Source organism: Agrococcus sp. BE272 (assembly GCF_031457935.1).
In the GTDB taxonomy this organism is placed as follows: domain Bacteria; phylum Actinomycetota; class Actinomycetes; order Actinomycetales; family Microbacteriaceae; genus Agrococcus; species Agrococcus sediminis.
The window spans coordinates 896,189-908,917 of the sequence record NZ_JAVDXL010000001.1 but is presented as its reverse complement, the minus strand read 5'-3'; the positions used below and the strand labels follow the sequence as shown (position 1 = coordinate 908,917).

The 12,729-nt window shown below is 74.0% G+C and carries 16 protein-coding genes; 9 read left to right on the top strand and 7 right to left on the bottom strand.

Annotated elements, in window-relative coordinates; translation table 11 throughout:
* The first annotated feature begins 18 nt into the window (after positions 1 to 18).
* On the top strand, positions 19 to 375 hold the full coding sequence (locus J2X49_RS04405; protein ID WP_310123030.1) for a VOC family protein: 357 nt from the start codon (positions 19 to 21) through the stop codon (positions 373 to 375).
* On the opposite strand, the gene J2X49_RS04400 is transcribed toward J2X49_RS04405, so the two are convergent.
* A complete protein-coding gene (locus J2X49_RS04400) occupies positions 368 to 1,072 on the bottom strand; it encodes a GNAT family N-acetyltransferase (protein WP_310123028.1) in 705 nt (234 codons plus the stop codon). The genes J2X49_RS04405 and J2X49_RS04400 overlap by 8 nt on opposite strands.
* A gap of 64 nt (positions 1,073 to 1,136) precedes the next feature.
* Here J2X49_RS04400 and J2X49_RS04395 point away from each other — a divergent pair, with 64 nt between their 5' ends.
* Positions 1,137 to 2,084: a nucleoside hydrolase gene (locus tag J2X49_RS04395; protein WP_310123024.1), complete on the top strand. Its 948-nt coding sequence runs from the start codon at positions 1,137 to 1,139 to the stop codon at positions 2,082 to 2,084.
* Positions 2,085 to 2,166: 82 nt separating this feature from the next.
* Here the strand turns inward: J2X49_RS04395 and J2X49_RS04390 are convergent, their stop codons facing one another.
* Together J2X49_RS04390 and J2X49_RS04385 are read right to left on the bottom strand one after the other, a co-directional pair.
* The gene (locus J2X49_RS04390) at positions 2,167 to 3,336 is read right to left on the bottom strand and encodes an aminotransferase class I/II-fold pyridoxal phosphate-dependent enzyme (RefSeq protein ID WP_310123023.1); all 1,170 of its coding nucleotides are present in this window, start codon (positions 3,334 to 3,336) and stop codon (positions 2,167 to 2,169) included.
* Between the two features lie 70 nt (positions 3,337 to 3,406).
* Positions 3,407 to 3,904 (bottom strand): carbonic anhydrase, encoded by a 498-nt coding sequence (locus tag J2X49_RS04385; protein WP_128189097.1) that lies wholly within the window; start codon positions 3,902 to 3,904, stop codon positions 3,407 to 3,409.
* Between the two features lie 36 nt (positions 3,905 to 3,940).
* Between J2X49_RS04385 and J2X49_RS04380 the strand changes: the two genes are divergently transcribed.
* The 3 genes from J2X49_RS04380 to J2X49_RS04370 are packed head-to-tail and all read left to right on the top strand — an operon-like array spanning position 3,941 to position 6,384.
* On the top strand, positions 3,941 to 4,291 hold the full coding sequence (locus tag J2X49_RS04380) for a pyrophosphatase (RefSeq protein WP_205649614.1): 351 nt from the start codon (positions 3,941 to 3,943) through the stop codon (positions 4,289 to 4,291).
* A gap of 25 nt (positions 4,292 to 4,316) precedes the next feature.
* Positions 4,317 to 5,636, top strand: a complete 1,320-nt coding sequence (locus tag J2X49_RS04375) for an FAD-dependent monooxygenase (RefSeq protein ID WP_310123020.1) — start codon at positions 4,317 to 4,319, stop codon at positions 5,634 to 5,636.
* A 55-nt stretch (positions 5,637 to 5,691) separates the two neighbouring features.
* Complete coding sequence (locus J2X49_RS04370; RefSeq protein WP_310123017.1) at positions 5,692 to 6,384, top strand: hypothetical protein; 693 nt, start codon at positions 5,692 to 5,694, stop codon at positions 6,382 to 6,384.
* A 236-nt stretch (positions 6,385 to 6,620) separates the two neighbouring features.
* Here the strand turns inward: J2X49_RS04370 and J2X49_RS04365 are convergent, their stop codons facing one another.
* Positions 6,621 to 7,037, bottom strand: coding sequence for an NUDIX domain-containing protein (locus J2X49_RS04365; protein ID WP_128189094.1), 417 nt, complete (start codon positions 7,035 to 7,037; stop codon positions 6,621 to 6,623).
* Positions 7,038 to 7,079: 42 nt separating this feature from the next.
* The gene (locus J2X49_RS04360) at positions 7,080 to 7,517 is read right to left on the bottom strand and encodes an Lrp/AsnC family transcriptional regulator (RefSeq protein WP_128189093.1); all 438 of its coding nucleotides are present in this window, start codon (positions 7,515 to 7,517) and stop codon (positions 7,080 to 7,082) included.
* Between the two features lie 92 nt (positions 7,518 to 7,609).
* Between J2X49_RS04360 and ddaH the strand changes: the two genes are divergently transcribed.
* Positions 7,610 to 8,467, top strand: coding sequence for a dimethylargininase (gene ddaH, locus J2X49_RS04355; RefSeq protein WP_396130896.1), 858 nt, complete (start codon positions 7,610 to 7,612; stop codon positions 8,465 to 8,467).
* An 11-nt stretch (positions 8,468 to 8,478) separates the two neighbouring features.
* On the top strand, positions 8,479 to 9,726 hold the full coding sequence (gene rocD / locus J2X49_RS04350; RefSeq protein ID WP_310123012.1) for an ornithine--oxo-acid transaminase: 1,248 nt from the start codon (positions 8,479 to 8,481) through the stop codon (positions 9,724 to 9,726).
* Between the two features lie 18 nt (positions 9,727 to 9,744).
* On the opposite strand, the gene J2X49_RS04345 is transcribed toward rocD, so the two are convergent.
* Positions 9,745 to 10,248, bottom strand: coding sequence for a VOC family protein (locus tag J2X49_RS04345; RefSeq protein ID WP_310123009.1), 504 nt, complete (start codon positions 10,246 to 10,248; stop codon positions 9,745 to 9,747).
* Positions 10,249 to 10,300: 52 nt separating this feature from the next.
* Between J2X49_RS04345 and J2X49_RS04340 the strand changes: the two genes are divergently transcribed.
* Positions 10,301 to 10,747, top strand: a complete 447-nt coding sequence (locus tag J2X49_RS04340; RefSeq protein WP_310123006.1) for an SRPBCC family protein — start codon at positions 10,301 to 10,303, stop codon at positions 10,745 to 10,747.
* 26 nt (positions 10,748 to 10,773) lie between these two features.
* Positions 10,774 to 11,613, top strand: coding sequence for an LmeA family phospholipid-binding protein (locus tag J2X49_RS04335; RefSeq protein WP_310123005.1), 840 nt, complete (start codon positions 10,774 to 10,776; stop codon positions 11,611 to 11,613).
* Between the two features lie 28 nt (positions 11,614 to 11,641).
* Here the strand turns inward: J2X49_RS04335 and J2X49_RS04330 are convergent, their stop codons facing one another.
* Positions 11,642 to 12,553, bottom strand: a complete 912-nt coding sequence (locus J2X49_RS04330) for a phosphodiesterase (protein ID WP_310123003.1) — start codon at positions 12,551 to 12,553, stop codon at positions 11,642 to 11,644.
* Positions 12,554 to 12,729: the final 176 nt, after the last annotated feature.

Sequence of the window (12,729 nt, the reverse complement as noted above, 5' to 3'; positions counted from 1 at the left end):
GGGCGTAGCGTCGCCCGCATGGCCATCGCACGCTACCCCTCCGTCGTCATCGACTGCCCCGACGCCGCCGCCCTCGGGCGCTTCTACGGCGCCCTGCTCGACTACACCGTCTCGGAGGCCGACGACTGGGTCGAGATCCGCGGGCCCGAGGGCCAGTGCATCTGCTTCCAGCAGGTCGAGGGCTACGCGGCGCCCGACTGGCCGGGGCAGGAGCGCCCGCAGCAGATGCACCTCGACGTGGTCGTCGACGACCTCGACGAGGCCGAGGCGGCGACGCTCGCGCTCGGCGCGACGAAGCACGAGCACCAGCCGGGCGAGACCTTCCGCGTCTTCCTCGACCCCGCCGGGCATCCGTTCTGCCTCTGCGTCAGCTGACGCCGGGCGGCAGCGCCACTGCCGCCTGCACCCCGACGCGCGTGAAGCCCAGCGCGTCGGCGATCCGCAGCGAGGCGGGGTTGCCCACCCGGCAGCGCCACTGCGCGACGAGCCCCGCGTCGATCGCGGCGGCCACCGCCGCGGCTGCGGCTGAGCCGCCGAGGCCCCGTCCGCGGTGCGCGGCGGCGGCGACGACGCCGATGTGCGCGATCGTCGAGCGCCACCGCTGGTAGCCGGCGACCGCGAGCGGCTGCGCGCCCTCGCGCACGGCCCAGTGCCGCTCCATCGGCTCCACGCCCGCCTCCTCCCACTCCTCGAGCGCGACCGCCTCCCGCACGAGCACGAGGTCGCGGTCGGTCGCCGGCACGACCTCGTGGGGCGGATGCGCTGGGCGCGTGCCCGTGAAGAGCAGGTGCGCAGAGCCGATCGCTCGCGAGCCGGGCAGCGCCTCGGCGATCGCGGCCGCGTCGCGCAGCGCCGCGCGGCCGAGCGTCCGCGTGGCGGCGAGCGCCGCGGCCGGCCCGGCGACGACCATCGCGGTGCCGAGCTCGACGACCACCACCGAGTCGAGGTCGTCGCGCTCGACGGGCGTGACGCCCTCGCCGTCGAAGGCGCGCGGCGCGGTGCCCAGCGCCTCGGCCCACGCCGCCCGGAGCCGCGCGCGGTCGCGCTGCGGCACATCCGGCATGCCCATCATGGCGACCAGTGTCGTCCTCGCGTGCTCGGGGCCCGGGAGGCTCGCCCGGCCTAGGCTCGGACCCGTGACCCGCGTGCTCCTCGACGTCGACACGGGCATCGACGACGCCCTCGCCCTGCTCACCGCCGCGCTCTCGAACGAGATCGAGCTCGTCGGGTGCACGGTCGTGTGGGGCAACGTCGACGTGGCGCAGGGCGCCCGCAACACCTCCGAGGTGCTGCGGCTCGTCGGGCACGGCGACGTGCCGATCGCGGTCGGCGCCGCCGGCCCGCGGAGCGGCGCGCGAGCGGTCTTCTCGCCCGAGGTGCACGGCGCCGACGGGCTGGGCGGATGCGCCGACACGGCGCACGTGCCGGAGCTCGCGGCCGAGAGCGCGGTCGAGCTGCTGCTGCGGCTCAGCCACGAGCACGCCGGCGCCCTCGAGATCGTCGCCGTCGGGCCGCTCACCAACCTCGCGGCGGCGCTCGACGCCGACCCGACGCTGCCGGAGCGCATCCGCCAGGTGACCGTGATGGGCGGCGCCGCCCTCGCCCCCGGCAACGTGTCGGAGACGGCGGAGGCCAACATCTGGCACGACCCGGAGGCGGCGCAGGTGGTCTTCGACGCGCCGTGGGAGCTCACGATGGTCGGGCTCGACGTGACGATGACGTCGCTCATCACCGACGCGCACCGCGAGCGGCTCGCAGCCGGGGGAGCGGCGGGGCAGTTCTGCGACCGGATCCTCGACTTCTACCTGCACTACTACGAGGGCTACACGGGGCAGCGCGCGTCGGGCAACCACGACGCGCTCGCGCTCGCGGTCGCGACGGGGCTCGTGCGCACGACGCTCTCGCCGATCGTCGACGTGACGGTCGACTGCGGCGACGGGCCCTCGCGCGGCCGCACCGCCACGACGCTCGAGGGCGCGTGGGGCGAGTGGCCCGAGCGCGAGGGCGCCCGCCACCGCGTCGTGATGGAGGTCGAGCCGGGCTTCGAGGAGCGCATGGTCGACCTGATCGCGGCGGCGCCGTAGCGCCCGCTCGCCAGCGGGACCCGATCGACCCGACGGGACCCGGTGCACCGGGTCCCGTTCGGTCGAAGGGGTCCCGGGAGCGCTACGCGACCCGGCCCATCCGCCGCACCGCCTCCTCGAGCACGTCCGGGCGGGTGCCGAGGTTGAGGCGCACGTGGTTCTCGCCGCCGGCGCCGAAGGCCTCGCCGGCGTTCAGCCCGACGCGCGCCTGCTCGAGGAACGCCTTGGCCGGCCCGGTCGAGAGCCCCACGTAGCCCGGGTCGGCGACCGATCCCGGCTCGGCGACGCGCGTGCCCCGGCAGTCGAGCCACGCGAGGAACGTCGCCTCGCCCGGTCGCCAGCGGATCGACGGCGCGTGCTCGGCCAGCAGGCGCGCGAGCAGCGCCCGGTTGCCGCGCAGCCCCGCGAGCACCTCGTCGAGCCATCCGCGGCCCTCGTCGAACGCGGCGACGTGCGCGATGGACGCGAGGTGCGACGGCCCGTGGCTCACGACCTCCGCGATCTCGCCGAGGTCCGCGCCGGTCTCGGCGCCGCCGACGATGAGGGCGGTGCGCAGCCCGGCGAGGTTCCAGGCCTTCGACGCGCTCGTGAGCGAGAAGCCGTGCGGGTCGACCTCCCAGTAGGGCGTGAACGTCGCGTCGAACAGCAGCGGCGCGTGCACCTCGTCGGAGATGACGCGCACCCCGTAGCGCGCGGCGACCTGCGCGAGCGCCTCGAGCTCTGCCCGGGTGTGCACGGTGCCGGTCGGGTTGTGCGGGTTGCACAGCAGCAGCACCGCGCCCGCGTCGCCGACCCGGGCGCACGCATCCTCGATCCCGCTCAGGTCGAGCCGCAGGTCGTCGCCGAGCGGCGCCTCGACCACCCGCCGCTCGGCGTGCGCCGAGTAGGCGTGGAACGGCGGGTACACCGGGCTCGTCACGATCACCGCGCCGCCGGGCGGCGTCAGGAGGCGGATGAGCTCGAACGCGCCCATCATGACGTCGCTCACGAGCGCGGTGCGCGAGACCTCGACCGAGGCGCCCCAGCGGTCGGCGGCGAAGCGGCCGAACGCCTCCGCGTAGCCCGTGCCCCACGGGTAGCCGGTGTCGCCGCGCAGCATCGCGTCGTGCACGGCGCGAGTGATGGGCTCAGCCGGCAGCACATCCATCTCGGCCACCCACAGCGGCAGCACGTCGGGCTCGAAGAAGCGCCACTTGATGCTCGTGCGCTCGCGCAGCCGGTCGAGGGGCACCTGCTCGAAGGGGTTCACCATGACCCCATCCTGAACGCTCGGCCGGTCCGGTGCCAGGCCCGGCGGAGCGATCCGGTGGAGCCGGCGCGGGTCAGGCGACCTGCTCGAGCAGCCCCGTGTCGACGTCGTAGAGGAAGCCGCCGATCTGGGCGCGCTCGCCGATGAGCGGGTGCGACCGCACGCGGTGCACGTCCTGGATGATCGACAGGCGCTGGTGCTCGATCGCGCCGAGGTCGAGCCACGAGGCGTCGACGCCCGCGGCCTGCGAGATGTCGACGAGCAGCTCGCGCTCCGACTTCGAGGCCATCGCGCAGCGCGTGTGCTGCACGAGCAGGATGCGGTCGACGTTCAGCAGGTTGACGCCCAGCACGAGCGCGACGAGCGTGCGCTCGGTGGCGCGCCCGCCGGGGTTGCGCAGGATCTTCGCGTCGCCGGGCTCGAGCCCGATCATGCCGAGCGGGTCGATCCGCGAGTCCATGCAGGTGACCATCGCGACGCCCGACTTCGCGACGCCGTCGAAGCCCTGCAGGGCGAAGGTGGCGGCGAAGTCCCGGTTGTGCTGGAGGAGGTCGTCGAAAGCGGAGTCCATGCTCACAATCTAGGGCCGCGTGCGAGCATGGCCCGCATGGAGATGCGCGCCCTCGCCCAGCAGATCGATGCGATCTCGCTCCGCTACGCCGAGGTCTACGGCTTCGAGCGCGACGCGGACTGGCTCGTGCTCAAGCTGCAGGAGGAGGTCGGCGAGGTCGTGCAGGCATGGCTCGCGAAGACCGGGCGGCAGCGCGACAAGGGCCACAGCCCCGAGGAGATCGATCGCCGCTTCGCGCTCGAGCTCGCGGATGCGGTGGGCATGCTGCTCGCGCTCGCCGAGGCCACGGGGGTCGACATCGAGCAGGCGATCGACGAGAAGTGGCTCGTCTGGGACCGCCGCGTCTCGCAGCGGGCCGGCGAGCACGACGCGCCCCAGCAGGACTGAGGCGGCACGGGTTAGCCTCGGGGGCATGACGCAGACCGCCATCATCGTCGGTGCAGGACTCGGCGGGCTCGCCGCCGCCCGCGGCCTCGAGGCCGCCGGCTGGCAGGTGCGGGTGCTCGAGGCGGCCGAGCGGCCACGCACGACAGGTGCGGGCATCGCGATCGCGAGCAACGGCCTCGAGGCGCTCGACGAGCTCGGCATCGGCGACGAGGTGCGCGACCGCGCCGTGCGCTCGATGCCCGAGGGCGTCTTCACCGATCAGGGCTCGCCGCTGCAGCAGGGCTCGACCTTCGACTCGAGCGCGCTGCACGCGCTGCACCGCTCGACCCTGCTCGACATCGTCGGCGGCGGCCGTGAGGTCGAGACCGCCATGCGCGTCGTGGGGGTGACGGATGCGTCCTCCGGCGCGCGCCCGTCGGTCACGATCGAGCACGGCGCGGCCGATCCCGACGCCACCGACGCGAGGCTCGAGCGGCAGCAGCGGCAGGACCGCGCGCGCGGCATCCGCCTCGGCCGGCGGCTCCAGCGGGCCCTCGAGCCCGGTGACGACCCCATCGACCGGCGCGCCGAGCGCCGCGCCACCAAGCAGCAGGTGCGCGAGTCGCGCGAGTCGCGCTTCGAGACGATCGAGGCCGACCTCGTGATCGGCGCGGACGGCATCGACTCCGCCGTGCGGAAGGCGCTCTGGCCGAAGGCGGCGACCGACTACTCGGGCGCCACCTGCTGGTACGGCGTCGTGCAGGCGGAGGCCGACTCGCCGAGCGGCATGCGGCAGTACGTCGGCAGCGGCGCCGAGTTCGGCATGGTGCCGATCGACGGCGGCCGCGTCTACTGGTGGGGCATGGCGCACGCCCGGATGGGACGCACGTCGCGCGACGAGCTCGAGGCGGCGCGCGAGCGGTTCGACACGTGGGCGCCCGAGGTGCGCGACCACATCGCCGCCACCCCGCAGGCCTCGGTGATGCGACGCGACCTGCACTGGCTCCCCACGCCCCTGAAGTCGTTCCACCGGCCCGGCGTGGTGCTGCTGGGCGACGCCGCGCACGCGATGCTGCCGACGCTCGGCCAGGGCGGCAGCCTCACCCTCGAGGACGCCGCGACGCTCGGCATCCTGCTGCAGGACCACCCGCTCGAGCAGGCCCTGCGCGCCTACGACAGCGAGCGCATCCGCCGCACCGACCGCTTCAAGCAGCTCTCGCACCGCCTCGCGCGCGTCACGACCGAGACGCGCAGCTCGGTGCTCGTCGCCGCGCGCAACGGCGCCTACAACCTGCTGCCGACCACGCTCGCCGAGATCGCCGGCGACTGGATGCTGCACTGGCGCAGCCCGCGCGCCAAGCGCTGACGCGACCCCTGACGCGACCCCTGGTGCCGCAGGGCGCGCGGCTGGACAATGAGCCATGGCCGACGGAGGCACTGCAGCAGCGCCGGAGTCCGACGCGGCCCTCGGGCGCCGCGCGCAGATCCTCGCCACCGAGCACTGGGGTCTGCTCGCCGCGCGCGGCACGGCGCAGAGCGAGGTGCTCACCCGCATCACGATCTTCCTGACGCTCGTCTCGGCGGGGCTCGTGACGATGGGCCTGCTCGGCCAGGTGTCGCGCTTCTCGGGCTGGTTCTCGCCCGCGATGCTCGCGATCCTGGCGTTCCTCTGCGTGATCGGGCTCATGACGCAGCTGCGGGTCGTCAACGTCGCCGAGGAGGACATGATGTACGTCGTCGCGATGAACCGGCTGCGCGGCGCCTACGTCGACCTCGACCCGCACGTGCGGGAGGTCTTCCTCGCGGCGGTCACCGACGACGAGGCCGGCATGGAGCGCACCTACTCGTTCCTGCGGCGCCGCAGCGTCTTCAGCCACCTGTTCGGCAGCTCGCCCGTGCTCATCGTGGTCGTGAACGCGTGCGTCTACGGGCTGCTGGCCGGCGCGCTCGTCGACGTCGTTGCGGAGGTCGGATGGGCCGTGGCGGCCGGCGTCGTCGTCGGGCTCGTGTGGGCCCTCGTCTCGATGCGCTCGGGCTACGCGCACTACCGGGACACCTGGCGCGACTACACGCCTCGGCGCTCGAGCGGCGCGGTCGCATACAGGGATGGGTAGTTCTCCCCATCGACGGCTCCTAGGGAGCGCGCGTACGGTGAACGCACGGCCCGGCTGGGGCCCCGCGAGGGGAAATTCGGGCCATGACAGGGTCTCGGCGCTGCGGCGACGGGATGCAGAGGGAGCCCAGTCTTTTCTGGAGGGGCAGATGCGCGGCGCGCTGTGAGGCGGCCGTCCGATACGGGGCTCGACCATCGGTCGGGCCCCGTTCTCCGTCCCCGGCGCCGATCGCGCTCCTAGCGCTCGGCCGCGGCGAGCTCGGCGAGCAGCAGCGGGAAGACGTGCTCGCGGTTGAGCGGCGCCTCCGCCTCGTCCTCGACGCCGATCGCGGGCACGATCCACCGCACCGCCTCGATCTCGGCCTGCGCCCTCGGCTCGATCGCGTCGCGCGTGCGGAAGACGCTCGCGCGCAGGGCGAAGCCGGCCTCGTTGGCGGCGCGCGTCTCGAAGTCGCCCATCGGCTCGATGCGCTCGAGCGCGATCTCGACGCCGAGCTCCTCCCGCACCTCGCGCACGGCGCACTCGGCCGCGGTCTCGCCGGGCTCGGGCTTGCCGCCGGGCAGCATCCAGGCGGAGGTGCCGCGCTTCCGCACCGTGAGCACCGCGCCGTCGGCGCGCTCGAAGCAGATCGCCGAGACGGTGATGACGCGCATGCGACCAGGCTAGGCCGCGCCGTGCGCCGCCGGGCGGAGCCCTCAGCCCGCGTTGCGGGTGATGAGCTTCGAGAGCACGATCGCCGAGCGGGTGTGGTCGACGGTCGCGGCGGCGCGCACCTTCTCGAGCGCCTCCTCGAGCGCGATCACGTCGCGCGCGCGCATGATCACGATCGCGTCGGCCTCGCCCGTGACGGTGCCGGCCTCGACGATCTCGGGCACGCCCGAGAGGATGCGCTTGAGGTCGCTGGGCGAGACGGTGCCGCGGCAGAAGAGCTCCACGTAGGCTTCGGTGGCGAGGCCCTCGACGGCCGGGTCGACCTGCACGGTGAAGCCGCGGATCACGCCGTCGGCGACGAGCTTGTCGATGCGGCGCTTGACGGCGGAGGCGGAGAGGCCGACCTCGGCGCCGATGTCGGCGTAGCCGGCCCGGGCGTTGAGGCGCAGCTGATCGATGATGCCGTGGTCGATCCGATCCATATGCAGGATTCTACGGTCACGATCGGCCAGATCGCAAGAAACATGCGTGCTGACCCCCACTGATGCGTCGATTGTTTGCGACCCTGGATGACATGCAGCATGAGATGACCCACGCGCGCCCCGAGACCGCGACCCCCTCCGACGCGTCCCGCACGGCCGCCCAGAAGACCGTGCTGATGTGCCGTCCGGCGCACTTCGACGTCACCTACCGCATCAACCCCTGGATGGATCCCGACCAGCCCACGAGCACCGACCTCGCGGTCGCGCAGTGGCAGACGCTCGTCGACGCCTACGAGCGCCTCGGCTTCGAGGTGCACCAGATCGAGCCCGTCGAGGGCCTCAACGACATGGTCTACGCGGCCAACGGCGGGCTCACGCTCGACGGGAAGGCCTACGGCGCGCTGTTCACCTACGAGCAGCGGGTGCCCGAGGGCCCCGCCTACATGCGCTGGTTCGCCGAGCAGGGCTTCGAGGTGCACGAGCCGAAGCACATCAACGAGGGCGAGGGCGACTTCCTGCTCTCGAACGGCACGATCCTCGCGGGCCACGGCTTCCGCACGAGCCTCGAGTCGCACGACGAGGTGCGCGGCATCTTCGACCGCGAGGTCGTGAGCCTGCGCCTCGTCGACCCGGCGTTCTACCACCTCGACACGGCCATGGCCATCCTCGACGAGACGAGCATCGCCTACCTGCCCGCGGCGTTCGACGACGCCAGCCGGGCCGAGCTCGAGCGCCGCTACCCCGACGCCATCCTCGTCGACGAGGCCGACGCATCCGTGCTGGGCCTCAACTCGTTCGGCGACGGCCGCACCATGGTCATCGCCGAGCGCGCCGAGGGCTTCGCGCGCCAGCTCGCCGAGCGCGGCTACGAGACGATCGGCCTCGACCTGAGCGAGCTGCTGCGCGGCGGCGGCGGGATCAAGTGCTGCACCCTGGAGCTGCGACGATGACGGAGGCGACGATGACGACGGAGACGACGACGGATGCGGCGACGGGCATCGCCCTGTCGGCCGCGACCGAGCGGGCGATCGAGCAGGTCGAGGCGCACGCCGCGCACAACTACCACCCGCTCCCGGTCGTCGTGGAGACGGCGGAGGGCGCGTGGGTGACCGACGTCGACGGCCGCCGCTACCTCGACTGCCTCGCCGCCTACTCGGCGGTCAACTTCGGCCACGGCAACCGCCGCCTGATCGACGCCGCGCACGCGCAGCTCGACCGCGTCACGCTCACGAGCCGCGCGTTCCACTCCGCGGCGCTCGGGCCGTTCGTCGAGGCGCTCGCCGCGCTCGCCGGCAAGGACATGGTGCTGCCGATGAACACGGGCGCCGAGGCGGTCGAGTCGGGCATCAAGGTGGCCCGCCGCTGGGCGTACCAGGTGAAGGGCGTGCCCGCGGGGCAGGCCGAGATCATCGTGATGGAGGGCAACTTCCACGGCCGCACGACCACGATCGTGTCGTTCTCCGACGACCCGGAGGCGACGACCGGCTACGCGCCGTTCACGCCCGGGTTCGTGCGGGTGCCGTTCGGCGACGCCGAGGCGCTCGAGGCCGCGATCACGCCGAACACGGCCGCGGTGCTGCTCGAGCCCATCCAGGGCGAGGCGGGCATCAACGTGCCGCCGGCCGGCTACCTGCAGCGCGTGCGCGAGATCACCGCGCGCGAGCGCGTGCTCATGATCGCCGACGAGATCCAGTCGGGGCTCGGCCGCACGGGCGCGACGTTCCAGTGCGACAACGAGGGTGTCGTGCCGGACGTCTACCTGCTGGGCAAGGCGCTCGGCGGCGGCGTCGTGCCGGTGTCGGCCGTGGTCGCCGACGAGGACGTGCTGGGCGTCCTCACGCCGGGCTCGCACGGCTCGACCTTCGGCGGCAACCCGCTCGCGGCGGCCGTCGGCCTCGAGGTCGTGCGGATGCTCGGCGAGGGCGAGATGCAGGCGCGGGCCCGCGAGCTCGGCGCCCGCCTGCACGCGGGCCTCGGCGAGCTCGTCGGCCACGGGGTCACCGCGGTGCGCGGCGTGGGGCTGTGGGCCGGGATCGACATCGATCCGGCCGTCGGCACCGCCCGCCAGGTGTGCCTGCGGCTGCTCGAGCGCGGCATCCTCGCGAAGGACACCCACGGCCAGACGGTGCGCCTCGCGCCGCCGATCGTCATCGAGGAGCGCGACCTCGACATGCTCGTCGACGCCATGCGTGAGGCCGTCGGGGCGTAGCCCCGGCGACCGAGCGCGCTACGGCTCCGGCGTCGACTGCATCGGGTCGAGCGCGACGCTCTCGCCGTGCATCGGCCGCTCGAGGTCGGGCTCCGCCTCGTCGCCCATCACCGACGTGCCGTCGGAGAGCGTCGTCGAGATGAGGCCGAAGACGTTGCCGTCGGGGTCGGCGAGGTACGCGAGCCTCCCGACCTGCGGCATGTCGGTCGGCGGAAGCGCGCCGGTGCCGCCGAGCTCGAGGCCCCGCGCGTATGTCGTGTCGGCGTCGTCGACGGCGACGACGAGGTTGGCGCCGTTGACCGGCGACCCGGGCGCGGGCGCCGGCCCCTCCCGCTGCGTGAGCCCGCCGTTGATGCCGCTGCCGGGCTCGGTGAGCGAGCGCGAGCCCTCGCCCGTCGCGATCGTCCAGTACGGCACCTCGCCGAACCGCTCGAAGCGCCAGTCGAGCAGGTGCGAGTAGAAGTCGATGAGCCGCTGCGGCTCGCTGGCGTGGATCTCGAAGTGCACGACGAGGCTGCTCATGGCCGCGACGGTACGCCGGGCCGCGCACAGGCGCCAGGGGCAGGATGGGCCGATGCGCACCCGCTACCGCTTCGACCACGACTGGCACCTCGACACGGGGGCGGATGCGGTGCTGGCGCTGCTCGAGGACGTCCCGGGCTACGGGCGCTGGTGGCCCGGGGTGCGCGTGCTGGGCGCCGCGCCGGCGGCCGGTGCCCGCGCCGCCGACCTCGAGGTGCGCGCCCCGGCCGGGTACCGCATCCGCATCTCCATCGCCGAGGAGGCGCGCGCCGACGACGAGTTGCGCGCGAGGATCCGCGGCGACCTCGACGGCTGGAGCGCCTGGCGGGTGCGCCCCGAGGGCGTGGGCACCCGGGTGGCCTTCGCCCAGGAGGTCGAGGCGCGCAAGCCCCTGCTGCGCCTCGCGAGCCCCGTGCTGCACCGGGCGCTCGCCGCGCAGCACGCGACCGTCATGCGGCGCGCCGAGCAGGGCATGCGCGACGCGCTCCGACTGGACTGATGGGCGATCCGGCGTAGGCTCGCGGGGTGGCTGACAGCATCCTCCTCGGGCGCGCGCCCCGACCGACCGACGGCGCCCAGCTCGCCAAGCGCATCCGCACCCTCGTGATCGCGGCGGAGCCGGCGGGCATCGCGTGCACCTCCGGCATCGAGGCCGAGCTCGACGGCGCCGACGTCGTGCGGCTGCACCTCGACCTCACGGGCTTCGTGCTCGCGGGCGAGCACGACCGCGACCGCGTGCGGCTCGAGCCGCAGGGCGCGACCGTCGCGCGCGAGCCGGCCGTGCTGCGCGACCTGCGCGTGCACGCCGACCCGATGCGCGTCTCGGGCGCCGAGGTGACGCTCGAGGCGAGCCTCGCCGACGTGCCCTTCGCCTGGATCGAGACCGACAACCGCGAGCTCGCGGTCGAGCTCGGGCGGCCGAGCGCCGCCCGGCCGCTGCACGGCCAGGCGCGCGTCTCGGTGCCGAAGGAGCAGCTGGGCCGCGCCGTGCTGGGGCTCGCCGAGTCGGCGCTCCTCGAGCGGGGCATCTCGGTGTCGCGGCTCGACATCGACGTCGAGGCGACGGGGCCGCGCGACCTGCGGCTGACGCTCGACGGCAAGGTGCGGAAGGGGCTGCTCGGCGCCTCGGTGCGCGGCTCGGCGAGCGCCTCGATCGACGACCGCATGGGCGTGACGCTGACCGACATCCACGTCGACAGCGGCAACCCGCTCGTCGCGGCGATGCTGAGCGCCGCCCGCGGCCGCATCGAGCGGTTCGAGGGGCGGCGCATCGACCTCGCCTCGGAGCTGCCGGAGGGCATCCGCGTCGACGACGTGCAGGTGACCGTCACCGACGCGGTGACGATCGAGGCGCGGCTGGCCTGAGCACGGCGCCCGGCCGGCGGTCGCCGCCTCAGGCGTCGACGAGCTGGCCGGCCGATCGCGTCGCGGGCGCGATGCGGAACCCCGCATCGGCGAGCCGCCGCTCGGTCTCGTCGGAGTCGATCCAGTCGAGCGCGGGGAACTCGCCGAGCGGCACGACCGAGTGCAGCACCGTCGTCGGGTAGACGTGCACGAGGTTGAAGGCGCGCGCCCCGTCGCGGCCGCGCGTGCCGCCGACCGGCACGTTGAGGTCCTGCGTGTAGCACGTGGCGGATGCGACCGACACGGGGATGCCGGCGAAGGTCGCCGTCGAGGAGTAGTGCAGGTGCCCCGCGAGGATCGCCCGCACGTCGGAGCCGGCGAGCACCTCGGCGAGGTTGGCCTGGTCGCGCAGCTCGACCGACACGGCGAGGTCGAGCACGCTCGGCACGGGCGGGTGGTGCATCGCGAGGATCGTGCCGTGCGGCGCGCGCGTCGCGAGCACCTCGGCGAGCCACGCGCGCTGCGCGGGGGAGACGGCGCCGTGGTGGAAGCCCGGCACGGTGGAGTCGAGGGTGATGATGCGGAGGCCGTCGATCTCGACGACCGAGTCGACGGGCGCGTCGGAGGCGGGCTCGTCGAGCAGCTCGGCGCGGAAGGCGCGCCGGTCGTCGTGGTTGCCCATCACCCACACGACGCGCGCGCCGAGGTCGGCCGCGACGGGGTCGACGATCGCGCGGAGCCGCCGGTAGGCGTCGGGCTCGCCGTGGTCGGCGAGGTCGCCGGTGAAGACGATCGCGTCTGGGCGGGCGCCGGATGCCTCGAACTCGGCGAAGAGCCGCCGCAGGTGCTGCTCGCTCGGCACCCGGCCGTAGAGGCTGCCGCCGCCGGCGAGCAGGTGCGTGTCGGAGATGTGGAGGAGGAAGTGGTCCGGCCGGGGGTGCTCGGCCGTGCGGTGTGTCACGGGTCGTCCCATCCGATCTCTCGGTTCGTGCGCAGCATCGGGCACTGCTGGAACGCTAGCCCAGCACGTGCCCGAGAACGCGGCGTGAACGCGGCGTGTATGCAGGTCGAACGGCGCCCGATGGGGCCAGGGGCCCCGGCAGTACCATGGAGGCGTCCCCCAGAGGCAGGAGCCCT